This is a genomic window from Halorientalis persicus, assembly GCF_900110215.1.
Taxonomy (GTDB): Archaea; Halobacteriota; Halobacteria; order Halobacteriales; family Haloarculaceae; genus Halorientalis; species Halorientalis persica.
The window spans coordinates 338,965-361,403 of the sequence record NZ_FOCX01000001.1 but is presented as its reverse complement, the minus strand read 5'-3'; the positions used below and the strand labels follow the sequence as shown (position 1 = coordinate 361,403).

Below are 22,439 nucleotides of genomic sequence, written 5' to 3'. Positions count from 1 at the left end.
GACGGTAAAGAACCTCGTCGGTGGCGCTGTAGACACCAATGACAGCCAACACGTACGTCGGGGCGATCGACCAGGGGACGACCGGGACCCGGTTCATGGTCTTCGATCACGGGGGGCAGGTCGTCGCCAACGCCTACGAGAAACACGAACAGGTCTACCCGGAGCCCGGCTGGGTCGAACACGACGCCGTCGAGATCTGGGAGAACGTCAAGACGGTCATCACGCGGGCGCTGGAGGAGGCGGGGCTGGACGCCACCCAGCTCGCGGCGCTTGGCATCACCAACCAGCGCGAGACGACGGTCGTCTGGGACGCCGAGACGGGCGATCCGATCCACAACGCCATCGTCTGGCAGGACCGCCGGACGACGGACCGCGTCGAGCGCCTGGAGGCCGAGGGGAAACTCGAGTGGATCCGCGAGAAGACCGGGTTGGAAGCGGACGCCTACTTCTCGGCGACGAAAGCCGAGTGGTTGCTGGACAACGCCGACCCGATCAAGATGGAGCGCACTCGAACGGAAGACGTCCGGGACCGCGCCGAGGCCGGCGAACTCCTGCTCGGCACCATCGACGCCTGGCTGATCTACAATCTCACCGGGAACCACGTCACGGACGTGACCAACGCCTCGTGGACGATGCTGTACGACGTCCACGACATGGCGTGGTGTGCGGACTTACTGGCCGAGTTCTCCGTCCCGCGAGCGATGTTGCCCGAGGTCCGGCCGTCCTCCGACGAGAATCACTACGGGTACACCGATCCCGACGGTTTCCTCGGCACGTCCGTCCCGGTCGCGGGCGCGCTGGGCGACCAGCAGGCCGCCCTGTTCGGCCAGACCTGCTTCGACGCCGGCGACGCCAAGAATACCTACGGCACCGGGTCCTTCTTCCTGATGAACACCGGCGAGCAGGCCGTCGAGAGCGATCACGGCCTGCTGACGACCGTCGGATTCCAGCGCTCGGGCGGACCCGTCCAGTACGCGCTGGAGGGGTCGATCTTCGTCACCGGTGCGGCCATCGAGTGGCTCGAAGACGTGGACCTGATATCGAGTCCGGCCGAGACCGCGGAACTCGCCCGCTCGGTCGACGGGACCGATGGCGTCTACGTCGTTCCCGCGTTCACCGGCCTCGGCGCACCGCACTGGGACGGCCGCGCCCGCGGGACCATCGTCGGCATGACTCGCGGGACGCGACGCGAACACATCGTCCGCGCGACCCTGGAGGCCATCGCCTACCAGACTCGCGACGTGGCCGAGGCCATGGAGGCCGACGCCGGCGTCGAGATGGGGAGTTTGCGAGTCGACGGCGGTGCGGTCAAGAACAACTTCCTCTGTCAACTGCAATCGGACATCATCGGCACCGAGATCGTCCGGCCGGAGGTCGACGAGACGACCGCGCTGGGGGCCGCCTACGCCGCCGGCCTCGCGGTCGGCTACTGGGACTCGCTGGCCGAACTCAGAAACAACTGGCACGTCGACGCCGAGTTCGCTCCCGAGATGGACCGGTCCGACGCCGACGCCCGCTTCGAGCGCTGGCACGACGCCGTCGAGCGCTCGAAAGACTGGGCCCAGGAGGGTGGTGACTGAGTCCCGACATGGACCTCACAGAACGCATCCGGCGACGGCGCGAGAGTAGCGGCGACACACCGCTCGTTCGGGATTACGACGCCATCAGTCCCGTCTCGCACGTCCCCGACCCGACCGGCCGGGGCCCGATCCTCGAACGCCTGCTGGACTACCTCGATCCGGTCTTCGACGGCGACCTCCCGCCCGACGCCTACGTCTGGGGGCCGGCGGGTGCGGGCAAGTCCGCAGTCGTGACCGCGCTGTTCGACCACCTCTCGGCCCAGGTCACTGGCTCGTCCACCGTGATCCACACCGCGACCCGCGCCGACACCGGCGGCGACCTCGCGTTCGTGGCCGTCGACGCCCGAACCGCCGACAGCCCCTTCGGCCTCTATCGGGCCGTCCTCGACGCCCTCGTCGACGAACGGGTCCCGACTCGTGGCGTCGGGACCGACCGGCTCCGGGACCGCCTCGCCCGCGAACTCGCTGGCGGTCGCGCGGTCGTCGTCGCCGTCGATCACGTCGGCGAACCCACGACGCCGGACCTGGCGACCGTCGCCGACCACCTCTCGCCGCTCGCCCGCCTCTCGTGGGTGGCTGTCGGGCGACCCGAACCGGCCGCCCTCGACGCGTCGCCCCCGCCCGAGCGCATCGAGATTCCGGCCTACCGCCGGCACGCGCTGGCGGACGTGCTGACGAGTCGCGCCTCGGCCGGGTTGGCCGACCGGGCCATTGAACACGAGGGGGTCCGACGGATCGCCGACTGGGCCGACGGCGACGCCCACGACGCCCTCGCGGTGCTGTTCGGGGCCGCCGACCGCGCCGCCGCGGCCGACCGCGCTCGCGTCCACGCCGCGGACATCACCGCCGCCATCGACGACGTGCCCCGCCCGTCCTGTGCACTCGGCCGGGTCGTCGCCCTCCCCGACAACCGCCAGCGCGTCTGCCGCGTGCTGGTCGATCTGGACGACGACGAGCGCGCCTCCGTCGACGCCGCCACCGACGCCATCACCGCCCGGGTCGACCTCTCCCCGGGGACCGTCAAGCGATTCCTCTACGAACTCGCCGAAACCGGCGTCGTCGAACGCGTTCGCAGTGACGCCGCCGGCGACCACGGCCGCCCGCCCAGCCGCGTCGAACCCCGCTTCCCGACCGCCGTCTTCCGTCGCCTCTACGACCGCCGGGACGGGGACTGAGTGTTCATCTCCGAATCCGCCCCCGATCACCAGTGCCAGCGGTCATCGCACTCGCGACTGCCCCTTTCACCACGATATCGTCGCCGTACTCGGTCAGCCGGATCTCGGGCACGTTCGAGACCACCAGGTCGGGCAGGCGCTCGCGGACGGGATCGAGGACCAGTTCGGGGTTGTTCAGCGCCACCGCACCGCCCACGGAAATCGTGATCGGCGCGTAGGCGTGGACGATAGTCGCGATACCGTGACTGTTCCAGTGGGCCAGTCGCTCTAGCACACGATCCGCGAGGGGGTCCCTACCGGCGGCCTCGAACACGGCCGCCGCGCCGAACTCGTCGGCCGCCAGCGGGAGATCGGTCTCGATCCCCTCCCGATCGTGGATGACTCGTGCGTATTCGGGGATGTTCTCGCCGGAACAGAAGGCCTCCCAGTGACCCGTGCCGCCACAGCCACAGGTGACGGGGCCCTCCGAGTCCAGCGCGACGTGGCCGATCTCGCCCGCGTTGCCGTCCCACCCCGAGAGCAACTGGCCGTCGACACAGACGCCCGCGCCGATTCCCGACGAGATCGTCAGGTAGACCATGTCGTCGGGCGCGCGGTCGGCGTAGAACCGCTCGGCCAGCACGCCGGCGTTGGCGTCGTTGTGGAGGTAGACGGCGTCGCTGTCGACGAGGTTTTGGACCGGTCCCACCAGTGGAATCCGGTCCGCGCCGTCGACGTTCACGGGGTTCTCGACGGCTCCGGCCGCGGTGTCCAGCGGGCCGATCGAGCCGATCCCGACGGCAGTGATCCGGGTGGTCGTCGTGCCGGCCGCCTCGCAGGCCGCCCGGAGCGCGTCGAGGACGCTCTCCGTGACGGCGATGCCCCCCTCGTTCTGGGGCGTCGAGCGACGATCCCGGCCGAGGACCCGTCCCTCCACGTCCGTGACGACCGCCCGGAGGTTCGTCGCCCCGAGGTCCACTCCCGCGTACATTCTCGCCTGTACGGTGGCCCGGCGCGCACTTAAGACCGTCCGCTCCGGGGTGCGCTCGTGAGCAACCAGCAACGACCCCGCACGGACGGGCGAGTCCACCGGCCCACCCCGTGCTCGTCACCGCTCCGTGATTCGGTCGGCGTAGACCACGCCGCGCTCGCCGTCCAGCGTCACGTCGGTGCCCACCTCGACATCGGTGAGGTCCGCGTCGGCGATGGTCGGGACGCCCAGTTCACGGGCGACGATGGCGGCGTAGCCCGTCACGCCCTCGTGGGCGGTCACGATGCCGCCGACCGCCGAGAGGTCACCCGCGAACTCGCCGTCGAAGTCGGCCGGCACTGCGATGATCGCCCCCTCGGGCATCCCGCCGAGATCGCCGTCCTCGACGTGGAAGACCGGACCCGACACCACCCCGTCGACGACCGAGCGGCCCGAGACGAGGGTCTCGGCGGCGACGTGGACCTTGAGCGTGTTGGCGGTGTCCAGTCCGTCGAGTTCGGTCATCATGCCCGCCAGCACCACCACGGTCTCGCCGGGGTCGACCACGCCCGCGTCGATGGCCGACTGCACCGCCGTCTGGATCACCGCGTTCGCCCCGTCGTCGGTGTAGCTGGCGTACTCCGGTTGGATGCCCCACGACAGCGAGAGCTGTCGGCGGACGCGCTCGCTCGGCGTCGCGGCGACGATGGGCATATCCGGGCGGTACTTGGCGGCCTTCCGGGCGGTGTAGCCCGACTCGGAGGCCGCGACGATGGCGCTCGCCCCCACGTCACGGGCCAGAAAGCGCGCCGACCGGGCCAGCGCGTCGGTCCGGCTCTCGCCGGCCGGTGGGACCCGCTGTTCGCGGGACTCGGCGTACTCCGCGCTGCCCTCGACGTCCCGGACGATACGGTCCATCGTCTCCACCACGGTCCGGGGATGGTCGCCGATGGCGGTCTCGCCCGACAGCATGACGGCGTCGGTACCGTCGAGCACGGCGTTGGCCACGTCCGAGGCCTCCGCGCGGGTCGGCCGGCGCTCGTGGACCATCGAGTCCAGCATCTCCGTCGCGGTGATGACGGGCACGCCAGCGCGGTGGCATTGCCGGATCACTCGTTTCTGGATCAAGGGGACTTCCTCCATCGGACACTCGACGCCGAGGTCGCCGCGGGCGACCATGACCCCCGCGGCCTCGTCGGCGATGGCCTCGATGTTCGCGACCGCGTCGGCGCGCTCGATTTTGGCGACCACGGGGATGTCGCCGCCAGCGTCGTCGATGGCCTCGGCGACCTCGTAGACGTCGTCGCCGCTCCGGACGAAACTGGCCGCGACGAACTCCACGTCCCGGTCGACGGCGACCGCGATGTCCCGGCGGTCCTGCTCGGTCACGACCGGCAGGCCCAGATCGACGCCGGGGACGTTGACGCCCTTGTTCCCGGCGAGGTCGCCGCCGTCCTCGACGCGGGCGGTCACGGCTTCCTCGCCGCTGTCCTCGACGACGGTCTCGATGCGGCCGTCGTCGAGCAACACGCGGTCGCCGGGCTGGGCGGCCGCGACGGACGCCGAGAGCCAGATCTCTTCGGGTGTGGCGGTCTCGCCGACGGAAAAACGGACCGTCGACCCGGTCTCGACGTGGATCGGGTCCTCGGTAGGGGCCGTCCGGATCTCCGGACCGGCGAGGTCGTACATGACGGCGACGGGAGCCCCTAGCTCGCCGGCGACCTCGCGGATGCGGTCGATGGCCTCGCGGCGGTCCGCGGGGGTGCCGTGGCTGGCGTTCAACCGTGCCACGTCCATCCCGGCCTCGATCAACTCGCGCAGTCGCTCGCGGCTGTCCGAGGCCGGGCCGATGGTACAGACGATCTTTGCGTTGCGCATGGATTCGGTGTGGTCGCTGCCCACGGTTCTCCCCGGTGGTTCTCACCGCGGGCGGTTAGCTTCTGTGGGCCGTGCCGACCACTCCTGTGACCGAGTGGTTCCCGTTCCGGCCGGCTACCTCCCGTGGTTACCGCTCGATCCGCCCGCTCTCGTCCGCGAGCGCGCGCTCGACGGCCTCGGGCGTGACGACGGCCATGTCGCCCGGGACCGTGCGTTTCAGTGCCGCCGTCGCCGTGCCGTAGGCCAGTGCGTCCGGGACGGTTCCGCCCTGGAGACGGCTGGCGAGGAACCCGCCGACGAAGGCGTCGCCGGTCCCGACGGGGTGGGCGTCGCTCGCGGGGATCGCCGGCTGTTCGTGAGTCTGGCCGTCGTGGACCGCGACCGCGCCCTCGTCGCCGCGGGTCACCACGACCGTCTCGAAGTCGTAGTCCGCGTCGAGCCGTTCGGCCGTCTCGACCGGTGACCCCGCCAGTCCGAGGACGGTCTCGGCGTCCCTGTCAGCGACGACGAACAGGTCGACGCGGTCCAGCAGGTCGGTGACCGTCTCCCGGGCCGCCTCGGGCGACCAGAGCTTCGACCGGTAGTTCAGGTCGAACGCGGTCGTCGTGCCCGCGTCCCGAGCGATGTCGAGCAGGTCCGCGGTCGTGGTCGCCAGCGTGTCCGAGAGCGCGGGCGTGATGCCGGTCGTGTGGAAGGCGTCGGCACGCTCGACGTGTTCGGTGGGTAACTCCGCGGCCGTCGCGGTCCGGACGGCCGCCCCCTCGCGGTCGTAGATCACGGTCCGGCCGCGGGGCGGGTCGGCGCTCTCGAGGTAGTAGGTCCCCTGCCGCCCCGCCTCGGTCAGGACGACGGCGGGGTCGACGCCGTGCTGACGGAGCGCGGTCAGCACGCGGCGGCCGGGCGGCGAGTCCGGGAGTTTCGAGAGCCAGGTCGACTCGACGCCGAGGCGCTGGGCCGCGACGGCGACGTTGCTCTCGGCCCCGGCGGCCCGGACCGCGAAGGAGTCGGCCGTCTCGACCGGCTGGTCGCCGGGCGGGGACAGGCGCAACATCGTCTCTCCGAAGGTGGCGAGTTCCGGCATGGACACACCGTCGTCGGCCGCGAGCAAAAAGGTGCGAGACGAGGGCGAGAGCGGACGGTCCCACTTCGACCCCGGACGCCGTTATCGTCGGTCCGTGACCGACACCGCCCCGTCGGACTGGAGCCAGGCGCAGTGGTTCTCTCGGTCGTAGATGACGACGCCCTCGGCGGCGTCCAGTTCCACGTACTGGCCGGCGGCTACTGGCGCGTCTCGTTCGGCGTCCGCGTCGTCGACAGGTGCTCGTGCCATCGTGATTCTCCCTTCGGATAGACGTAGGACTCAGGTATTGTTAAACGTTACCACACTGCATGGTGGGGCGATGACGGACCGTAACCGTCGGGTTTCACCTTCCGATACTAGCCGAGGGCGGGGGTCGCGGTCGGGGGTAGAACGGTCGTCGGATACGACGCGAGTGGACGACCGCCCGCCGGTGATTATCCGGCAGTGCAACTCGGTAATACCGGTCGAGTCGTGCGTTTGTTTCACGCGCCCAAATCTTTATCATTCAGTAAATTGATTGGTATGGACACCCGGGTACAATGACCACTGAGACTACAGCGGAGAGGGTCACCGTCGATCTCCACGTTCGATCACTCACACCCCGTGCCGGGCACGGACGCCAGGAAGCGGTGATCGAACGGCTCGAACGACTCGCGGACACCGGGCAGATCCACGAGTTCAATCTCGACGTCTGGGGACGACAGGTCAGCCTCTCGACGGCTGCCGCACGCACCGACGCGGGCCAGAACGTGCTGGACCGCGTCGAACAGTTCCGCGACTGGGCCGCGGAGACGGATCGGTCGATCAGTTCCTTCTTCGAGACGCGGCAGGTCTCCTCGCAGATGACCGAGGAGAGTTACGTCGCTCTGGTGTTGCCGATGTTCACGCTCGCGGAGTACCACGACGGCGAACTGGCGTACGTCGCCCCCTGTAGCGACGGCGACGGCGTCTGTACCGTGACCGACCGCCTCGAGACCCTGGAACAGAGTACGACCGTCACCGAGACGCTCGAAGCCGACGGGAACGGGCGACTGGTCGCCGAAGAGGCGGAAGAGTAGTCAGGCCGGCGACCCCTCGTCCGGCGCGGGCACGAGGTGGTCACGGCCCCACTCGCGCATCGCCTCGATGACCGGTGCGAGTTCTTCACCGCGCTGGGTCAGCGCGTACTCGACACGGAACGGTTTCTCGCTGACCACCGAGCGCGTGACGATGCCGCGCTCTTCGAGATCATCTAGGCTGTCCGACAGTACCTTGCTCGACACCCCGTCGACCGCGTCCTTCAGCGCGTTGAATCCCAGCGGCCCCTCCTGGAGCAACCGGTCGACGATGACCGGGTGCCACTTCTTGCCGATCAGCGAAGCCGTCGCGGTCACCGCACACCACTCTTCGCCGGCACACCAGATCTCGATCGGATCGTCGTCGCTCATACCACAACGCAGAACGGCCACCGTCATATAGTTACGTCCCGACACCTGGTTGTAGTGAGTAACCACACGGCGGCACGCCCGGTCGACTGGTGATTCTCCGTCGTACCCCCAGTTCTCAGAATCTGATACGTTGCACCTCGATTTAACACACTGCCGGGCCAGGGAGATGATATGTACGAGATACTGATGCCCATCGACACTGATACCGACCGAGCGCTCAGACAGGCACGGGCGGTCGAGGACCTGCCGGGCGGCTCCGAGGACGTTCACGTCACCGTCCTCCACTCCTTTACCGACAACCCCTCGGGTGCGTCGATCACGCAGCTACAGTCGGCTCGGCGTGCCGAGTCCCATCTCGAAGACGCCGGCTACTCGGTGACACTCGACGAACGCTCCGGGAGTCCGGCCGACGCCATCCTCGATGTCGCCGCCGAGGACGACGTGGACCTCATCTGTATCGGCGGCCGCAAGCGGTCCCCGACGGGCAAGGTCCTGTTCGGGAGCGTCACCCAGAGCGTCCTGCTGGACGCCGACCGATCCGTGCTGGTGTGCCGGCGGGACGCCGACGCCTGACCCGAGCCGGACGTTGACTTAAATACCCAAGCATTTCCGGGTAAAATTTAAACCGGGGTGCGGTAATATTATCGTTTGCCGGTGGGTGGGTGGTTCATCGCTTCCGATTCTCACCGGCGGGAGACGCGCCCACGTCTCCCTCAACAGCCGTCCCGCAAGCACCACGTGCCAGCTTGCCGCGATGCCGTTCCTCAGGCGGCATCACGGCGTCTTCTGATCGCGTTACCGACCGGGTTGGCGGCCGATCTCGCGAAAGGCCAGCTCGAAGTCCTCGAAATCGGACAGTGATTCGCTCATCTCGGCTTCGAGTCGGTCGGCCCGTTCTCGCAACGCCGCCACGTCCTCGTTCTCCTCGAGTTCCCGTGGCGTCTTTTCTGCCTCGAGCAGGGCCAGTTTCGAGGTGACCTCGTAGTACTCGGTCAGCCGGTCGTCGTAGGTGTCGGCCGCGAGTTGTTGCTCGACCGCGCCGACGAGATCCGCACTCTCGACCGGTTTACAGAGGTAGTCGTCGAAGGGCATCTCGATGATGTCGAAGTCGGGATCGACGGCGGTGATCATGATGACCCGGCAGTCGTCCCCGCGGTCGCGGAGTTCCGCGAGCACCTCGTCGCCCGACACGTCTGGCATCCGGCGGTCGAGCAACACCACGTCGACCTCGTCGTCGGCCTTCTCGAGCGCTTCCTGCCCGCCGTAGGCGACCCGGACGTCGTACTCACGCTCCAGTTTGAGCGCGTACACGTCGGCGACTTCCGTCTCGTCGTCGACGACGAGGACCGTCGCCGCCGCCGAATCGTTCCCCATACTGTGCTCCTTTCGGAGCGACGGGTAATAATTTTGCCCGCTCCCTGACACCGACGCCGCCGAACCAAACCATTCACGCCGGTCGGGGCCCTGGACTTGGACATGAGCGGCCACGAGACCGAGGCGTCGACGGGCCTGTCCGAGAAGGCCAAGTTCGCACTGGTACTGAGCGCCGGCGTCGTCCTCCCCGGACTGGCCAACTACGCGCTCGGAGCGGCCGGCTACGACACGCTCGGCAGTCTGGTGTGGGTGCTGGGCTACGTCGGAGCCGTCCTGATCCTCTGGTACGTCTGGGTCCGTCCGCTGGACCTGACCGGCCCCACGTGACGACGGACGCGTAACGGAAGTTTTTAGGCCGCTACAGGGTCAGTGCTAGCCAAGAATGCTCACGCTACCGCTGCAGGTGGTCGACAATTTCTTGCTCCAGTACAACGTCGGGCAGGCGCTGCTGGCGATCTTTATCCTGTCTGCCCTCGCAGCTCTGCCGCTGAAATCCCAGCGTGTCTACGCCATGCAGTTCCTGGGATTCGGGCTCCTGTTCCTGCTGACACCCCAGAGTATGCTCGAAGCCACTCACTGGAAGTTCCTCGGTATCGCCCTGCTCGTGCTGGCCCCGATGGTGTACATCACGGCCAAACGGTGATCAGTCGAGTTTTCCGAGTCCGGCGAAGAAATCGAGCGGCGGTCCCGCCACTCTGACCGACTTCTCGGCCCGTGTGAGCGTGACCGTCGCTGGCGGCGTCACCGACTCGCTCGTCCGTCCATCCCCGACGACGACCGCCCGGTTCGCGTTCTCGACCGTCACTTCGATTTCACTCTCGTCGTCGATCACGAGCGGCGGCATCTCGGACTCGCCGGCCATCTCCGTGACGATCAGCCCGGACACGTCCGGGTGGACGAGCGGCCCGTCCTCGCTGAGATTGTACGCGGTACTGCCGGTCGGCGTCGCGATCAACACCCCGTCGGCGTGACCCGCGGTGTAGGTCGCCCCGTCGACCGTGACTTCGAGATCGACCCCTTGCCCGTGCCCGCGCTGTGGGCCGAGGACTGCGACTTCGTTGATCGCCGGCGGGAGCGACCAGCCGTCGCCGCGGGCCCGGAGCCGGTGCATCGACCGGGTGTCGGCCCGGCCGTCCTCGCGGAGCCGCCGGACCACGTCGTCGACCGTCTCGACGGCCACGTCGGGCGAGACCGCGTTCAGGAAGCCGACTTCGCCGAGGTTGACGCCTATGATCGGCGTCGTCCCTGCGCCCCGGGCGGCAAAGAGGAAGGTACCGTCGCCGCCGATGCTGACCACCAGGTCACGGCCGGCCATCTGGTCGACGGGGACGCCCTCGGCGTCGGGACCGAGTTGCGCGGCGGTGGTCTCGTCGACGACTGTCGGTACGCCCGCGTCGTCGAGGTGTGTCCGGATCTCGTTGGCCAGCGCGGCGGCGCGGGGATTGTCCCGCTGAGCGACGATGCCGACGTTCATCCGTCTCGGGATTGGCACCCGGCCAGTATAAACCGGGCGGACCCGCTCCGCCCGGGAACGGCGTATCGGGACGTGAGGCCCGGGCAACATTAATCACGCAGCATACCCAGGGTCGGGTATGGCCACCCGGCCGTCAGTGAGCCACGCATGAGCGAGGACGACGACTGGTTCGAGAGCGCCGTCGGTGACGAAGACGCCGACGGCGACGAGGGCGAGATTGCTGACGACGGGCACGACGACAGTGACTCCGCAGGCGATGACGCTCCGTTCGGCGACGACGCCGGCGACGCGTTCGGTAGCGAGGACGGCGACGACGAGTCACCGTTCGGCGACGAGAGCGATAGCCCGTTCGACGGCGAGGACGCGGCCGGCGGTTTCGACGACGGACGCACCGACGAGGGCGACAGCCCGTTCGGCGGCGGGAGCGACGACGATGCCGCTTTCGGTGGCAGCGAGAGCGACAGCGCGGACGGTGAGAGCCCGTTCGGCGGTGGCGGCGGCGAGGGCAGTGATCCGTTCGGCGGTGGCGGCAGCGACGAGAGCAGTCCGTTCGGCGGCGGTGGCGGTGGTGGCGGCGACGACGGTGAACTGTTCGACGACGACTTCGCCTCCGCGTTCGGGTCCGCCGGCGGCGGTGGCGGCGGTGGCGGCGGCAGTGAGTTCGACGACGAAGACTTCGAGTCGGACATCCCCCGCCTCGACGTGGGGATTCAGGGCCTCGACGACATGATCCAGGGTGGCATCCCGCGCCGCCACCTCATCGTCACCATCGGGTCGGCCGGGACCGGGAAGACCACCTTCGGGCTCCAGTTTCTCCACCACGGTCTGGAAAAGGACGACACCGAGAAGGCCGTCTTCATCACGCTCGAACAGAGCCACGACGCGATCATGGCGACCGCCGACGAGCGCGACTGGAACTTCGCCGAACACGAGGCGGAAGACAACCTCGCCATCATCGACCTCGACCCGGTCGAGATGGCCAACAGCCTCCAGAACATCCAGGCCGAACTCCCCGAACTCATCAAGGACTTCGGTGCCGACCGCCTCGTGCTGGACTCGGTGTCCCTGCTGGAGATGATGTACGACAACCAGGCCAAGCGTCGGACCCAGGTGTTCGACTTCACCCGGTCGCTCAAAAAGGCCGGCGTCACCACGATGCTCACCTCCGAGGCCAGCGAGTCCCACGAGTACGCCTCCCGTCACGGCATCATCGAGTACCTCACCGACGCCGTCTTCCACCTGCGGTACGTCCGCCAGGAGACCCGCGAGACCCGCATGGCCGTCGAGATCCAGAAGATCCGCAACGCCAACCACTCCCGGGAGACCAAACCCTACGAGATCACCGGCGAAGGCATCTCGGTGTACCAGCAGGCGAACATTTTCTGACGACCTTTTTGCACGCTCGTCGCGCGAAGCGCGACTCGCGGCAAAAAGCTCGGACAAAAATCGGCCCTCGATCCCGTGCGCGCCTGCGGCGCGCGTGGTCACTCGGGCCGGTTCCGCGCGCTCGCGAGCCTCCGGCACGCGAGCGTGCGGTTGCTACGCTCGCCCGCCAGCAGTACCGCTACTCCTGCATTCCCGTTTCGAGTCCCTCCTGGCTGATCCAGACGAGGAGGTTCGATCCCTCCCGAACATCGTAGTCGTCGACGCCGAAGGGAAGAGTGTCTCGACGCCCGGTCTCTGTCTCGGCCATCAGTTCGTACCCTGTGCCCTTCGGGACCGGTCCGGGATCGAGCCGCCGCATCTCTCCGGCGTCGAGCGTTACGCTCTCCTCGAAGATCGTCTCACCGCTGTCAGTGATAGTCACAGTCACCGATCTGGTCGTATCGGTGTCGTTCGAGATCTCGATGTCAGTGTCGCTCGCGGGAGCTGATTCCGAACCCGTCGTATCGGATGGGTCACCGCCGTCGGTCGGTGTGTCGCTGCCGTCACCGAGACAGCCACCGACCGCGACACAGCCGGCACCGACCGCGGCGAGGAGGGCACGCCGTCGCATGGGCCGAGGTCATCCGGTCCGGGTAAGTGCTTTCTGTCGCTCGCGCTCACCGTGCGACGGTCACCGGGACGGTCGCGTTCCGGACGACGTTCTCGGCGACGCTGCCCAGCAGGATGCGGGTGACCCCCGAGCGGCCGTGACTGCCCATCACGATCCGGTCGACGTCGTGTTCCGCGGCGTACTCGACGATGGCGCGGGCGGGCTTGCCGACGACCGTGTCGGTCGTGACGGTCGCCCCCTCGTTCTCTGCCTCCAGTTCTTCGAGTAACTCCTGAGCGTCCTCCTTGGCGTGTTCGTACCACTCCTCGGAGGCCGCCGGAAACGACGCGCCGGCGCTGTACCCCGCCTCGGTCGGATTGATGACGTGTAACAGCACGAACTCCGCCTCCGGATGCTCCCGCATGGCGAAGTCACAGGCCTCCCGGGACTGCTCGGAGCCGTCGACGGGCACCAGGATGCGCTTTCCCATGATCGAAGGTAACATGGCACGCGACAAAGGTGTAGCGGCTGTGGCGGCGTTGGCCGCGACGATAGAGTCCCCGTGATTAAGTCACCCTCGTCCGAAACCGCCGGCATGCGAACGGACCGACTCGCTCTCGTGGCAGTGGGACTGCTGGTGGTGCTGGCCGGCTGTAGCGGTTCACCCGGTGGATCCGGCACCGACCCGGCAGGGAACGGCACGGACGCACCGGGATCACCGGTGGCAGATGGCAGCGCCACGTCCCCGGCTGGCAACGCATCGACCGGTATCGAGAACGCGAGCGCGCTGGTCGCGGCGACCGACCAGCGACTCGCCACGACCGACCACGCGTTCACACAGACGCTCGAACAGCAGGCCGGCGAGGAGTCACTGACGGTGACCCAGCGTACCCGGAGCAGCCTGACCGACGAGCGTCGGCTGTTCGTCTTCGACGCCACCAGCGAGACCAACCGGATCTTCGTCGCGGACGGCACGCAGTACCTCGACGCCGTGGCGGACGGCGAGACGACGACCCGACGCGCCCCGTTCGAAGGGTCGTTCGAGGCACGTCACGAACCCGAGATGCTCGGCGGGGGCGAGAGTCTCGGCGGTATCCTCCGCAGCGGGAACTACACCGCCGCGGGCACCGTCGAGCGTGACGGGCGGAGACTCGCACGGTTCGAACTGGTCGAGGCTGACCGGAGCCGGATCAGCGAGACCGTCACCGACGCCAGCGGCGAAGTACTGGTCGGCTCCGACGGTGTCGTCTACGACGCTGCGCTCCGCATAGAACTGGAGAGCGGCTACCTGAACCAGACGTTCCGGATCGAACGACTCGGTGACGTGACCGTCGAGCGACCGGATTGGGTCGACGAGATCGACGAGACGGGCTGATCCCCCGCCGCGGTCAGTCCCGGCCGTGTTTGGTCACACAGACTGGCAGACCGATCAACTCGACGGGTTCGGAGTTGTCCGGCGAGTAGACGACCATCTGGCCTTTCTCCATGTAGGGCACCTTGGCTTCCAGATTCGAGGGGATGTTCACCGCCGAGATGGCGTCCTCGTCGCCGAGGTTCAGGACGACAGTCGTATTGATCTGCTTGAACACGGGTTCGGCGATGTCCTGTGGGTCCTGCGTGATCAGAAAGAGGCCGAGCCGTTCCTTCCGACCCTGTTTTGCGGCCTCGGTGAACTTCGAGATGACCTTGCCCGCCTGGACGCTGTCGGCGTCGGTCAGGAAGTTGTGAGCCTCGTCCATGCCGACGACCAGCGGCGTCTCCTTGATCCGGTCGTAGCGCGGGTCGTTCGAGAGCTTCTGGTCGACCAGCAGGCTGGAGACTGCCAGGACGATCGTCTCCGTGGTGCGGGTGTCGTTGATGTGGTAGGTGGGAACGACGGTGAGTCCCCCGGGCCGGACGAGTTCGTGAATCTGCTCGGTGATCGGTCGAGCGTCCTGATCGAACACGTCGCCGAAGCCCCGGACGCGGCGGCGGATGGCGTCGAACGTCGCCTCGTGGACGCGTCCGCTCTCGTCGAGTTCCTCCTTGAGTGCCGGGTCGTCGAGGAAGGAGACGAACTGCTGGTAGGTCCCCTCGGCACCGTAGTTGTCGAAAAACCGGCTCAGGAGGTAGCGCAGGCCGCCGTACTGGTTGTCGTTGAGACCGCTCCCCGCGACCAGCCAGGGGTTGCCCCGCACCATCGAGAAGGGGATGGTGAACGCCACCTGCTCGGCGCGGTGGTGGTCGGCGGCGTAGGTCGCACCGTCGACCTTCGGGACGAAGGCGATGGTGTCGTCGTGGCCGCCGTAGGCGACGCCCTCCCGCTCCAGTCGGCGACGGTCGTCGTCGTCCAGATCGGGGTTGTCGTCGTGCATCTGGGCGTACTCGTCCTGCGGGTCGAACTGGACGACTGCGGCCTGCACCTCGCGGTCCTCGCCGGACTCGACGGGATAGGTTCGCTCCTCGTCGAGGTACTGCCGGAGGATGTTCTTCGAGCCGTGGGTCTTCCCCGACCCCGTGCCGCCGGCGACGAGCGTGTGCCGGAAGACCAGGGGATCGCCGGCGTCGTAGTCGTCTTTCAGTCGGTAGTCGATCGTCGGCGGTTCGGCCGCCGTCTTGACCCGCTCGCCACCGACGGCCAGATGGCCCAGGAACACGCCGTCTTCGGGCATCTTCAGTCCGGTCTTGATCTCGGACTTGTCGGTGGCGGGGCGCACCACCGTCTCGGGTTTGGGCACGCGGTCGGTCATCCGCCGTTTTAGCTCGCCGTCGTCTCGCGGCTCGTCGCCGCTCGACTGACCCGGGGCGCTTCGCGCCCCTCCCTCCTCGAACAACACCGCCACGGGCTCGAGCGAGGCCATGAACTTGAAGTCCTGTTCGTCGATGCCGCGCTGGCGCATCGCCCGGCGGGCGTGGATCTCGGTGGCGTCGTCGGTACGGAACTCCTGGGCGTATTCGAGGGCGGTGATCCGGCAGAAGAGCCGTTCACCGTCGGGGTAGGGAACGAGCAGGTACTTCCCGATGCGGACGGTCGAGCGGTTCTCGACGGTGACGTAGGCCCGGAGTTCGGTGTCGTCGGGGTCCTCGCTGATCGTCAGCCCCTCCGAGGCCGAGAGGACGCCGATGCCGCGGTCGTTCCCCGCGGGCGACACGTCGACCGTCTCGAATTCGGGCGTCTCGTCGTCGGCCTGGCTCTCCACGTCCTCGGTCGCCGCCGATTCGCCCACCGTCTCCGCGTCGTCGGGCGTCTCGTCGGCGGCGGCCCCGTCCTCGTCGCCGCCACCGGCCCCCTCGTCCCCGCTCCCGTCGAAATCGGTGAAATCGCCCAGATCAGACATACCAGCCACATCGGCCCGGCGGGTCAAACACGTTTCCCCCGCGGCCGGGCCGCGCCGATCACTGGCGACGCGGGCTTTTTGCCCGCTGGTCGCGTACTCGTGTCTATGTTACTCGTTCGAGGTTCGGCCGGCGGGACCGACCTGACCGGCACGCTGTACGAGCGCGGCGAGTCCCCGCCGTCGTTCAAGGGTGCGCCCGACGAGGACGCCCCGTACGTCTGGATCTGTGATTCGTTCTACGAGGTCGAGAGCGGCGGGCAGGAGACCAGTATCGCCGGCCGCGAGTTGAACGTCGCCTTCGAGTCCCCGATGCCCCACGGCTTCGAGACCCGCGAACGGGCCATCGCGGCCGCCGAGGAACACGTCCGCACCCAGTTCGCCCGCGTCGGCGTCGACGCCGACGACGTCGAGGTCGAGGTGACGAAGGCCGAAGCCGAGGCGCAGTAGTCAGGGAGATAGACTTTTTCCCCTGCTGTCGCTACCCTCGGCCACCGGATGGTCTCGAAGTTCTACGTCTACGAGACGGTTCACGGTGGCGAGTCCGAGTCGACACACTACGACGAACTCGCCGAGTGGGGGATCGAACCGGATCTGGTGGGGATCGAAGCCGATCCGAAGGCGGCCAAAAGCGACGGGTTGGTCACCCGATCGCCGGGGACCTCCCTGCTGCTGGCGCTGAAAACCCGGTTCATGCGACTTCAGGTGGAGTCCCGGCTACTGAACCGAAAGGACTGGTTCGCCGACCTCGCGGCGGCCCGCCGGTTCGCAGGCGAACGCGGGGTGCCGGTCGTCGACCTCGATCGGCGGACACACGGCGAGTACGTCGAAACGCTGTCACCGACCCGGTGTGTCGCGGACACGGTGCTGGCGTTCGGCGCCGCGGCCTTCGTGATTTTCCTCTTCGTCACCGGGGGGTCCGTGATACCGGCGCTCCCAGTGGGGGGCATGCCGGAAACGTTGCTGCAGGCACTCGTCGGCGCGGTGATCGGCGTGCTCGCGATACTCGCCGCCGAAGCAGTGATACTCTCGGGATACAGCGGGTGGCTCCTCCGAACTCGCCCGACGGAGATGGTCGAGACCGCGACCCGGGTGTGTGCCGACCGCGACGCCGACACCGCGCTGCTGGTCGTGGCGACCGTGCACACCGACGAGGTGCGGCACCGCGCCGAGGCACGCGGGATCGAGGTGGAGGTCCGGTCGTCGCCGGCAGCGAGAGAGTACGACGGCGGGTCGCCCCTTCGCAATCGGATCCTCCAGTCGTACGGACCTGCCTGATCTCAGAACTCCGCGCCGTCCCAGCGCACGTCGTTGTACTCGCGCTGGCGGTCGCTCGAAAACGTCTCTTCCAGTTGCCGCTGGAGCGCGCTCTTCTCCTGCCGGCTGATCCGGGCCAGTTCGTCGGCCTTCTCGACGGCAAGCGGCGGCCCGGTCCGGGCGGCCACGTCGGAGACGATCTGCATCGCCAGTTTCTCACGCAGGTCCGCGTCCCGCGTGAAGGCGTAGGGGGCCTCCACGCGGTAGATCAGTTCCTCGCGGGGGTCGTAGAGCACGAAGAAGGTGACCTCGTAGGCCTCGGGATCGAGTGCTTTCTCCAGCCCGAGATCGAGGTCGCTCTCGACGGAGAGGGGGCAGTCCGCGCCGGCCCGGGAGACGAACCAGTTGGTGAAGGTCAGCGCGTCGGTGTCTGTCTCGCCGTCGTCGTCGGTCCGCCGGAGGACCTGCTCGAAGAAGGCGGCATCGTTGACCCACGGAGCCGCGGACTTCCGGCGCACGGTGCGGGTGATCGCCTTCGAGGCCGTGCTCTTGACGAAGCCCACGAGAGGCACGTCCCGGCCGACGAACCGCTCGACGAGATCGACGTAGTGCTGGACCACGTCGCGGGGGCGCTCGTCCTCGACGAGCAACTCGGCGAGCGTGGGGTCCTGGTTCGTCCACTTCAGCAGGCCGGTCGGGTAGATGGGGCCGTCCAGAATGAGGAGGTCCTCGACCACGTCGGCGTTCAGGGTGGCGTGTTTGCTCTCGGCGAGGTACAGCGCGAGCGCGTGGACGACGGTCTGTTCGAAGCGGTCGACGCGGGGGGCCTGGAGGATGCGGCCGCGGCCGTAGCAGTCGTCGAACAGCGTCCAGTCGTCCTCGGTCACGTCGACGGTCCCGTCGTTGGAGTGGACGGTGCTGACGATGGTGCGGCCCCGATGCAGGTCCAGATCGGAGGGGACCGACGCCATCGCGGCCTGGGCCACGTCGATGACGAGGCCGTTCTTGAACGTCGTGGGGTTGATCGTCCCCGAGTCGAGGCCGTGCTGGGTGGGGAACGGGGACTCCATGAGGGCGGCGTCCTCGATCTCGACGAGCCGGCGGCGCCGATCGTCGAGCGGTTCGAGGATCGGCGTGCCCTCGTCGTAGAGCGGGTCGAGAAACTCCGTCCAGACGGTGTCTGCGAGGTCCCGGTGGTCGCTGGCGTCGACGCCGCTCTCGATGCGGCCGGCGAGGTCGGCGATGCCGTCGAAATGCACCGGGTCGAGCGTCATTGTCCGGTCGAACGGCGGGGGGAATCAAAAGTGTCCGGGAGCCGAGACGGTGGGGCGTGGCCGGTTCGTGATGGTCGGCGGGCTACTCGTCGCGGCCGGTCTTCTCGTCTAGCACTTCCTTGATCGCGGTGACGTAGGAGTTGAAATCGCGGATGGTCGCGCCGTCGGTGGTGAGGAACACGCCGTCGCGGTCGCTGGTGACCCGCAGGAGGAAGCCGTTCTCGAAGACGCGGATGGTGTAGCGGTACTCGCCGAGTTCGGTGCCCCGGTAGGCGTCGGTGGTGTTCTTGAAGCCGCGCCACTCGTGGCCGATGAAGCTGTCCAGGTCGGCGTCGCGTTCGAGGTCATCGCGGAGGTACAGCTGCTCGAAGTTCGAGCGTGTGAAGTAGGTCAGCGAACGGAGGCTGTCGCCCGCGGCCGTGCGTGCGGTCGTCACCAACTTCTCGGCGAAGCCCTCGTCCACGATGGTCGTCTCCATGCGTTAGCCCTGGCCCCCCGGTTACATAACGGCAGTGGTCGCCGACACTGCTGCCGGGGGCTCGGATGCACTCGCCTCCGTCAGCGGGGCCAGGTCGGCGCAGGTCCGACGCCTCTTTACCGCACCGTGGCGACGCCCCGCGTATGCAGGTGGGTCTGGTCATTCTGGACGGCTGGGGTCTCAACCCCGACGAATCGGCCCGCGACGCGGTGCGCGCCGCCGACACGCCGAACGTCGATCGCTTCCGCGAGCAGGGCGCGTCGACCACACTGGAGACACACGGCCGCCGCGTCGGTCTCCCGGAGGGACAGATGGGCAACAGCGAGGTCGGCCATCTCAACATCGGCGCCGGCCGCGTCGTCAAACAGGAGACGACCCGGATCACCGACGACATCCGGGACGGCGACCTCGGCGACAACGAGGCCCTCGTCTCGGCGTTCGAGTACGCGAGCGAGCACGACGGGCGCGTCCACTTCATGGGCCTGGTCAGCGACGGCGGCGTCCACTCCGCCCAGTCACACCTCCACGCGCTGATCGACATCGCCGCCGAACGCGACGCCGAGGCCGTCACGCACGCCTTCACGGACGGACGGGACACCGCGCCCACGGGCGGCGAGGGGTACCTCGAATCGCTCACGGCCCACGCCGAGAAGCGGGGGACCGGCCACGTCGCGACCGTCACCGGCCGCTACTACGCCATGGACCGCGACCAGAACTGGGAACGGACCAGGAAAGCCTACGACGCCATCGTCGAGCGCGAGGCCGAGTACACCGCAGACACAGCCGTCGACGCCGTCACCCAGTCCTACGAGCGAGACACCACCGACGAGTTCGTCGAGCCGACGCTGATCGAGGGCCGACCCGCCCTCTCAGACGGTGATTCGATCGTCTTCTTCAACTTCCGCTCGGACCGGGCCCGCCAGCTCACACGGATGCTGGCCGACATCGACCCGGATTGGGGCTTCGCGACCGACCCGCCCGAGACCCGGTTGGTCACGATGACCGAGTACGACAAGACGTTCGATCTGCCGGTGGCCTACCCACCCCACCAGCCCGAGAACGTGCTGGGTGAAGTCCTCGCGGACACCGACCACACCCAGTTGCGAATCGCCGAGACCGAGAAGTACGCCCACGTCACGTACTTCCTCAACGGCGGCCGCGAGGTGGAGTTCCCCGGCGAGCACCGCGAGATCGTCGAGAGCCCGGACGTGCCGACCTACGACCAGCAACCGGAGATGAGCGCGCCCGAGGTGACCGACACCGCCGTCGAGATGATCGAGTCCGAGGACCCCGACGCGATGGTCCTCAACTACGCGAACCCGGACATGGTCGGTCACACCGGCGACTTCGACGCCGCCGTCGCGGCCGTCGAGGCTGTCGACGAACAGGTCGGCCGACTGGTCGAAGCCATCCACGCGGCGGGCGGGGCCGCCCTCGTCACCGCCGACCACGGCAACGCCGACGACATGGGCACCGTGGAGAACCCACACACCGCCCACACACTCAACCCCGTCCCGTTCGTCTATCTCGACGCCGACGGCACGGACGGCGGGCGGACGGCCAGGGCGGGTGGCACGCTCGCGGACGTGGCTCCGACACTGCTGTCGCTCGTGGGAATCGAGAAACCCGACGCGATGACTGGTGAGTCACTGCTGGAGTGATCACCCGTCCGCGTCGGGCATTTCTTCCGGGATGGCCGCGGCGAAGAGTCGGTAGCCGGAGACAGCACCCAGCAGGCCGAGCGCCGCGGCCAGCGCGACCGACCCGGAGACGAACATCCCGACGAAGACCAGCGGGGCGCTCCCGGTGAGGGCGACACCGGCCGGGATCGGATCGATGCCGGCCGTTCGGCGCTCGGTCGCGTCGCGAGCCACCTGCGCCGGTGCCAGCAAGAGCGGAACCAGCAGAAAGAATCCCGCGGCGGTCGCCAGCCCGGCGAGCACTCCCGGGAGCGGATCGGGGAACACGACGTACCCCACGGCGCCGAGGCTCCCGCCGGCCGTGACGGCGAGGACGATCCGGACGACCGCGACGCCGAGACCGCCGCCGCTCGACTCGTCTCCGGTCATGTCCACCCAGAGCGGGCGGGGCCACTTAACCGACCGGAAGCGGATCGCTCAGGCCGCCTGCCGGCGGACCGTCCCGGACGTGCCGACGAGCAGTGTGCCCGCGGCCAGTGCGAGGACGCCGGCCGGGAGCAAGAGGACCGGCGCGCTCTCGATCACGCCGAGCAGTGCGATGCCGACGACGACCACACCGAGCACCAGCACGACCGCACCCGCGAGCAGTCTCGTGTCCATGTGGATCACCTCGTCGGCACTACGACGCCCTCACTGGTGAATTCGCCTGCGTGATTCGTTCCAGTTCCGTCCCACCCGAGTATCAAATCCTGTCAGACGGTGGTAAGTTGTATACGCGGGGAGTCCGTACGGAACGGGAAATGAGCCCGTTCGGCTCTTTCGATCTCGACGACGACGACCGGATGTCGATCTATCGCTACGTCGAACGTCACGGGACCGTCGACACCAGCGAGGCCGCCGAACACGTCGGTATCGACCCCGAAACCTTCCGCCATCACGTCTCGATCCTGAAGCGGGACGGGTACATTCGCGAGACCGACGAGGGGAAACTCCGGGTCCGACTCGACTGCGGCGAGAGCGAGGAACACGAGACAGCGGGGCTGAGCTACGAGATCAGACCCGCCTGTCAGGCCGACGCGACGGGGTTGCTCGGTGTCGTCCGCGAAGTCGCCGACAAGCAGGTCCACCTGGTCGCCGAGAGCGTCGCGGAACTGCTCGAGTACGAGGACGCACTGTTCCGGAACAACGCCGGCGAGACGCGCGTGTTCTTCGTCGCCACTGTCGAGGACGACGTGGTGGGCTGGTGCCAGGTCGAGATTCCACGTATGGCGAAACTCTCCCACACCGCCGAGGTCACCGTCGGCGTCCTCGTCGAGTATCGCCGGTACAGCATCGGCAGTCACCTCCTCCAGCGCGGGATGGAGTGGGCCCGCGCCAACGGCTGTCGGCGCGTCTACAACTCCCTGCCCGAGACCAACGACCTCGCGGTCTCGTTCCTCCAGGAGAACGGCTGGCGCGTCGAAGCCGTCCGGAACGGCCACTTCGAGATCGACGGCGAGCCCGTCGACGAGGTCATGCTCGCCGCCGACCTCGGGGGGCCTCGGCCGGTCCGGGACCGGTGAC

General features: G+C 68.1%; 26 protein-coding genes. 12 read left to right on the top strand and 14 right to left on the bottom strand.

Features of this window, described 5'->3' with window-relative positions; genetic code table 11:
* Positions 1-38 precede the first annotated feature (38 nt).
* Both glpK and BMX17_RS01980 read left to right on the top strand, forming a co-directional pair.
* Complete coding sequence (gene glpK, locus BMX17_RS01985) at positions 39-1,580, top strand: glycerol kinase GlpK (RefSeq protein WP_092657087.1); 1,542 nt, start codon at positions 39-41, stop codon at positions 1,578-1,580.
* Between the two features lie 8 nt (positions 1,581-1,588).
* Positions 1,589-2,755 carry a Cdc6/Cdc18 family protein gene (locus tag BMX17_RS01980; RefSeq protein WP_092657085.1) on the top strand — a complete coding sequence of 389 codons (1,167 nt, stop codon included), beginning with the start codon at positions 1,589-1,591 and terminating at the stop codon, positions 2,753-2,755.
* Between the two features lie 4 nt (positions 2,756-2,759).
* Here BMX17_RS01980 and BMX17_RS01975 read toward each other — a convergent pair whose 3' ends face one another.
* The 4 genes from BMX17_RS01975 to BMX17_RS25810 form a co-directional block, all read right to left on the bottom strand.
* Complete coding sequence (locus BMX17_RS01975) at positions 2,760-3,725, bottom strand: ROK family protein (protein ID WP_092657083.1); 966 nt, start codon at positions 3,723-3,725, stop codon at positions 2,760-2,762.
* 117 nt (positions 3,726-3,842) lie between these two features.
* Positions 3,843-5,582, bottom strand: a complete 1,740-nt coding sequence (gene pyk / locus BMX17_RS01970; protein ID WP_092657140.1) for a pyruvate kinase — start codon at positions 5,580-5,582, stop codon at positions 3,843-3,845.
* A gap of 127 nt (positions 5,583-5,709) precedes the next feature.
* A complete protein-coding gene (gene kdgK1 / locus BMX17_RS01965; protein ID WP_092657081.1) occupies positions 5,710-6,663 on the bottom strand; it encodes a bifunctional 2-dehydro-3-deoxygluconokinase/2-dehydro-3-deoxygalactonokinase in 954 nt (317 codons plus the stop codon).
* Between the two features lie 81 nt (positions 6,664-6,744).
* On the bottom strand, positions 6,745-6,912 hold the full coding sequence (locus BMX17_RS25810) for a DUF7331 family protein (protein WP_170845299.1): 168 nt from the start codon (positions 6,910-6,912) through the stop codon (positions 6,745-6,747).
* Positions 6,913-7,202: 290 nt separating this feature from the next.
* Here BMX17_RS25810 and BMX17_RS01960 point away from each other — a divergent pair, with 290 nt between their 5' ends.
* Positions 7,203-7,721 (top strand): HTH domain-containing protein, encoded by a 519-nt coding sequence (locus BMX17_RS01960; protein WP_092657079.1) that lies wholly within the window; start codon positions 7,203-7,205, stop codon positions 7,719-7,721.
* On the opposite strand, the gene BMX17_RS01955 is transcribed toward BMX17_RS01960, so the two are convergent.
* On the bottom strand, positions 7,722-8,090 hold the full coding sequence (locus BMX17_RS01955; RefSeq protein WP_092657077.1) for a winged helix-turn-helix transcriptional regulator: 369 nt from the start codon (positions 8,088-8,090) through the stop codon (positions 7,722-7,724). It lies immediately after the preceding gene.
* 171 nt (positions 8,091-8,261) lie between these two features.
* Here BMX17_RS01955 and BMX17_RS01950 point away from each other — a divergent pair, with 171 nt between their 5' ends.
* Positions 8,262-8,663, top strand: a complete 402-nt coding sequence (locus tag BMX17_RS01950) for a universal stress protein (protein ID WP_092657075.1) — start codon at positions 8,262-8,264, stop codon at positions 8,661-8,663.
* Positions 8,664-8,885: 222 nt separating this feature from the next.
* Here BMX17_RS01950 and BMX17_RS01945 read toward each other — a convergent pair whose 3' ends face one another.
* Complete coding sequence (locus BMX17_RS01945; protein ID WP_092657073.1) at positions 8,886-9,464, bottom strand: response regulator; 579 nt, start codon at positions 9,462-9,464, stop codon at positions 8,886-8,888.
* Positions 9,465-9,566: 102 nt separating this feature from the next.
* Between BMX17_RS01945 and BMX17_RS01940 the strand changes: the two genes are divergently transcribed.
* A complete protein-coding gene (locus BMX17_RS01940; protein WP_092657071.1) occupies positions 9,567-9,791 on the top strand; it encodes a DUF7996 family protein in 225 nt (74 codons plus the stop codon).
* Positions 9,792-9,846: 55 nt separating this feature from the next.
* A complete protein-coding gene (locus BMX17_RS01935) occupies positions 9,847-10,107 on the top strand; it encodes a DUF8006 family protein (RefSeq protein WP_092657069.1) in 261 nt (86 codons plus the stop codon).
* Here BMX17_RS01935 and BMX17_RS01930 read toward each other — a convergent pair whose 3' ends face one another.
* The gene (locus BMX17_RS01930) at positions 10,108-10,938 is read right to left on the bottom strand and encodes an NAD(+)/NADH kinase (RefSeq protein ID WP_092657067.1); all 831 of its coding nucleotides are present in this window, start codon (positions 10,936-10,938) and stop codon (positions 10,108-10,110) included.
* A gap of 147 nt (positions 10,939-11,085) precedes the next feature.
* Between BMX17_RS01930 and BMX17_RS01925 the strand changes: the two genes are divergently transcribed.
* A complete protein-coding gene (locus BMX17_RS01925) occupies positions 11,086-12,324 on the top strand; it encodes a KaiC domain-containing protein (protein ID WP_092657065.1) in 1,239 nt (412 codons plus the stop codon).
* 178 nt (positions 12,325-12,502) lie between these two features.
* On the opposite strand, the gene BMX17_RS01920 is transcribed toward BMX17_RS01925, so the two are convergent.
* Together BMX17_RS01920 and BMX17_RS01915 are read right to left on the bottom strand one after the other, a co-directional pair.
* Positions 12,503-12,934, bottom strand: coding sequence for an Ig-like domain-containing protein (locus BMX17_RS01920; protein WP_092657063.1), 432 nt, complete (start codon positions 12,932-12,934; stop codon positions 12,503-12,505).
* A gap of 46 nt (positions 12,935-12,980) precedes the next feature.
* A complete protein-coding gene (locus BMX17_RS01915) occupies positions 12,981-13,403 on the bottom strand; it encodes a universal stress protein (RefSeq protein WP_092657061.1) in 423 nt (140 codons plus the stop codon).
* Positions 13,404-13,508: 105 nt separating this feature from the next.
* Between BMX17_RS01915 and BMX17_RS01910 the strand changes: the two genes are divergently transcribed.
* Positions 13,509-14,288, top strand: a complete 780-nt coding sequence (locus tag BMX17_RS01910; RefSeq protein ID WP_092657059.1) for a DUF7537 family lipoprotein — start codon at positions 13,509-13,511, stop codon at positions 14,286-14,288.
* Between the two features lie 13 nt (positions 14,289-14,301).
* On the opposite strand, the gene BMX17_RS01905 is transcribed toward BMX17_RS01910, so the two are convergent.
* Positions 14,302-16,230, bottom strand: coding sequence for an ATP-binding protein (locus BMX17_RS01905; protein WP_092657057.1), 1,929 nt, complete (start codon positions 16,228-16,230; stop codon positions 14,302-14,304).
* Positions 16,231-16,335: 105 nt separating this feature from the next.
* Here BMX17_RS01905 and BMX17_RS01900 point away from each other — a divergent pair, with 105 nt between their 5' ends.
* Together BMX17_RS01900 and BMX17_RS01895 are read left to right on the top strand one after the other, a co-directional pair.
* On the top strand, positions 16,336-16,677 hold the full coding sequence (locus BMX17_RS01900; RefSeq protein WP_092657055.1) for a DUF7113 family protein: 342 nt from the start codon (positions 16,336-16,338) through the stop codon (positions 16,675-16,677).
* Positions 16,678-16,725: 48 nt separating this feature from the next.
* Positions 16,726-17,505, top strand: a complete 780-nt coding sequence (locus tag BMX17_RS01895) for a hypothetical protein (RefSeq protein ID WP_092657053.1) — start codon at positions 16,726-16,728, stop codon at positions 17,503-17,505.
* Between the two features lie 2 nt (positions 17,506-17,507).
* Here BMX17_RS01895 and BMX17_RS01890 read toward each other — a convergent pair whose 3' ends face one another.
* Positions 17,508-18,758, bottom strand: coding sequence for a DNA double-strand break repair nuclease NurA (locus tag BMX17_RS01890; protein ID WP_092657051.1), 1,251 nt, complete (start codon positions 18,756-18,758; stop codon positions 17,508-17,510).
* 82 nt (positions 18,759-18,840) lie between these two features.
* Positions 18,841-19,236 carry a DUF7522 family protein gene (locus BMX17_RS01885; RefSeq protein ID WP_092657049.1) on the bottom strand — a complete coding sequence of 132 codons (396 nt, stop codon included), beginning with the start codon at positions 19,234-19,236 and terminating at the stop codon, positions 18,841-18,843.
* A 143-nt stretch (positions 19,237-19,379) separates the two neighbouring features.
* On the opposite strand from BMX17_RS01885, the gene gpmI reads away from it, so the two are divergent.
* On the top strand, positions 19,380-20,897 hold the full coding sequence (gpmI, locus tag BMX17_RS01880) for a 2,3-bisphosphoglycerate-independent phosphoglycerate mutase (RefSeq protein WP_092657047.1): 1,518 nt from the start codon (positions 19,380-19,382) through the stop codon (positions 20,895-20,897).
* On the opposite strand, the gene BMX17_RS01875 is transcribed toward gpmI, so the two are convergent.
* Both BMX17_RS01875 and BMX17_RS01870 read right to left on the bottom strand, forming a co-directional pair.
* Positions 20,898-21,305, bottom strand: a complete 408-nt coding sequence (locus BMX17_RS01875) for a hypothetical protein (protein ID WP_092657045.1) — start codon at positions 21,303-21,305, stop codon at positions 20,898-20,900.
* A 48-nt stretch (positions 21,306-21,353) separates the two neighbouring features.
* Positions 21,354-21,536 carry a hypothetical protein gene (locus BMX17_RS01870; protein ID WP_092657043.1) on the bottom strand — a complete coding sequence of 61 codons (183 nt, stop codon included), beginning with the start codon at positions 21,534-21,536 and terminating at the stop codon, positions 21,354-21,356.
* 140 nt (positions 21,537-21,676) lie between these two features.
* Here BMX17_RS01870 and BMX17_RS01865 point away from each other — a divergent pair, with 140 nt between their 5' ends.
* Positions 21,677-22,438 carry a GNAT family N-acetyltransferase gene (locus tag BMX17_RS01865; RefSeq protein WP_092657041.1) on the top strand — a complete coding sequence of 254 codons (762 nt, stop codon included), beginning with the start codon at positions 21,677-21,679 and terminating at the stop codon, positions 22,436-22,438.
* Position 22,439: the final 1 nt, after the last annotated feature.

What these genes read in the sequence shown, in the direction of transcription:
- glpK (WP_092657087.1), top strand. Translation starts at nt 39, where the DNA reads ATGACAGCCAACACGTACGTCGGGGCGATCGACCAGGGGACGACCGGG.
- BMX17_RS01980 (WP_092657085.1), top strand. Translation starts at nt 1,589, where the DNA reads ATGGACCTCACAGAACGCATCCGGCGACGGCGCGAGAGTAGCGGCGAC.
- BMX17_RS01975 (WP_092657083.1), bottom strand. Translation starts at nt 3,725, where the DNA reads ATGTACGCGGGAGTGGACCTCGGGGCGACGAACCTCCGGGCGGTCGTC.
- pyk (WP_092657140.1), bottom strand. Translation starts at nt 5,582, where the DNA reads ATGCGCAACGCAAAGATCGTCTGTACCATCGGCCCGGCCTCGGACAGC.
- kdgK1 (WP_092657081.1), bottom strand. Translation starts at nt 6,663, where the DNA reads ATGCCGGAACTCGCCACCTTCGGAGAGACGATGTTGCGCCTGTCCCCG.
- BMX17_RS25810 (WP_170845299.1), bottom strand. Translation starts at nt 6,912, where the DNA reads ATGGCACGAGCACCTGTCGACGACGCGGACGCCGAACGAGACGCGCCA.
- BMX17_RS01960 (WP_092657079.1), top strand. Translation starts at nt 7,203, where the DNA reads ATGACCACTGAGACTACAGCGGAGAGGGTCACCGTCGATCTCCACGTT.
- BMX17_RS01955 (WP_092657077.1), bottom strand. Translation starts at nt 8,090, where the DNA reads ATGAGCGACGACGATCCGATCGAGATCTGGTGTGCCGGCGAAGAGTGG.
- BMX17_RS01950 (WP_092657075.1), top strand. Translation starts at nt 8,262, where the DNA reads ATGTACGAGATACTGATGCCCATCGACACTGATACCGACCGAGCGCTC.
- BMX17_RS01945 (WP_092657073.1), bottom strand. Translation starts at nt 9,464, where the DNA reads ATGGGGAACGATTCGGCGGCGGCGACGGTCCTCGTCGTCGACGACGAG.
- BMX17_RS01940 (WP_092657071.1), top strand. Translation starts at nt 9,567, where the DNA reads ATGAGCGGCCACGAGACCGAGGCGTCGACGGGCCTGTCCGAGAAGGCC.
- BMX17_RS01935 (WP_092657069.1), top strand. Translation starts at nt 9,847, where the DNA reads ATGCTCACGCTACCGCTGCAGGTGGTCGACAATTTCTTGCTCCAGTAC.
- BMX17_RS01930 (WP_092657067.1), bottom strand. Translation starts at nt 10,938, where the DNA reads ATGAACGTCGGCATCGTCGCTCAGCGGGACAATCCCCGCGCCGCCGCG.
- BMX17_RS01925 (WP_092657065.1), top strand. Translation starts at nt 11,086, where the DNA reads ATGAGCGAGGACGACGACTGGTTCGAGAGCGCCGTCGGTGACGAAGAC.
- BMX17_RS01920 (WP_092657063.1), bottom strand. Translation starts at nt 12,934, where the DNA reads ATGCGACGGCGTGCCCTCCTCGCCGCGGTCGGTGCCGGCTGTGTCGCG.
- BMX17_RS01915 (WP_092657061.1), bottom strand. Translation starts at nt 13,403, where the DNA reads ATGGGAAAGCGCATCCTGGTGCCCGTCGACGGCTCCGAGCAGTCCCGG.
- BMX17_RS01910 (WP_092657059.1), top strand. Translation starts at nt 13,509, where the DNA reads ATGCGAACGGACCGACTCGCTCTCGTGGCAGTGGGACTGCTGGTGGTG.
- BMX17_RS01905 (WP_092657057.1), bottom strand. Translation starts at nt 16,230, where the DNA reads ATGTCTGATCTGGGCGATTTCACCGATTTCGACGGGAGCGGGGACGAG.
- BMX17_RS01900 (WP_092657055.1), top strand. Translation starts at nt 16,336, where the DNA reads ATGTTACTCGTTCGAGGTTCGGCCGGCGGGACCGACCTGACCGGCACG.
- BMX17_RS01895 (WP_092657053.1), top strand. Translation starts at nt 16,726, where the DNA reads ATGGTCTCGAAGTTCTACGTCTACGAGACGGTTCACGGTGGCGAGTCC.
- BMX17_RS01890 (WP_092657051.1), bottom strand. Translation starts at nt 18,758, where the DNA reads ATGACGCTCGACCCGGTGCATTTCGACGGCATCGCCGACCTCGCCGGC.
- BMX17_RS01885 (WP_092657049.1), bottom strand. Translation starts at nt 19,236, where the DNA reads ATGGAGACGACCATCGTGGACGAGGGCTTCGCCGAGAAGTTGGTGACG.
- gpmI (WP_092657047.1), top strand. Translation starts at nt 19,380, where the DNA reads ATGCAGGTGGGTCTGGTCATTCTGGACGGCTGGGGTCTCAACCCCGAC.
- BMX17_RS01875 (WP_092657045.1), bottom strand. Translation starts at nt 21,305, where the DNA reads ATGACCGGAGACGAGTCGAGCGGCGGCGGTCTCGGCGTCGCGGTCGTC.
- BMX17_RS01870 (WP_092657043.1), bottom strand. Translation starts at nt 21,536, where the DNA reads ATGGACACGAGACTGCTCGCGGGTGCGGTCGTGCTGGTGCTCGGTGTG.
- BMX17_RS01865 (WP_092657041.1), top strand. Translation starts at nt 21,677, where the DNA reads ATGAGCCCGTTCGGCTCTTTCGATCTCGACGACGACGACCGGATGTCG.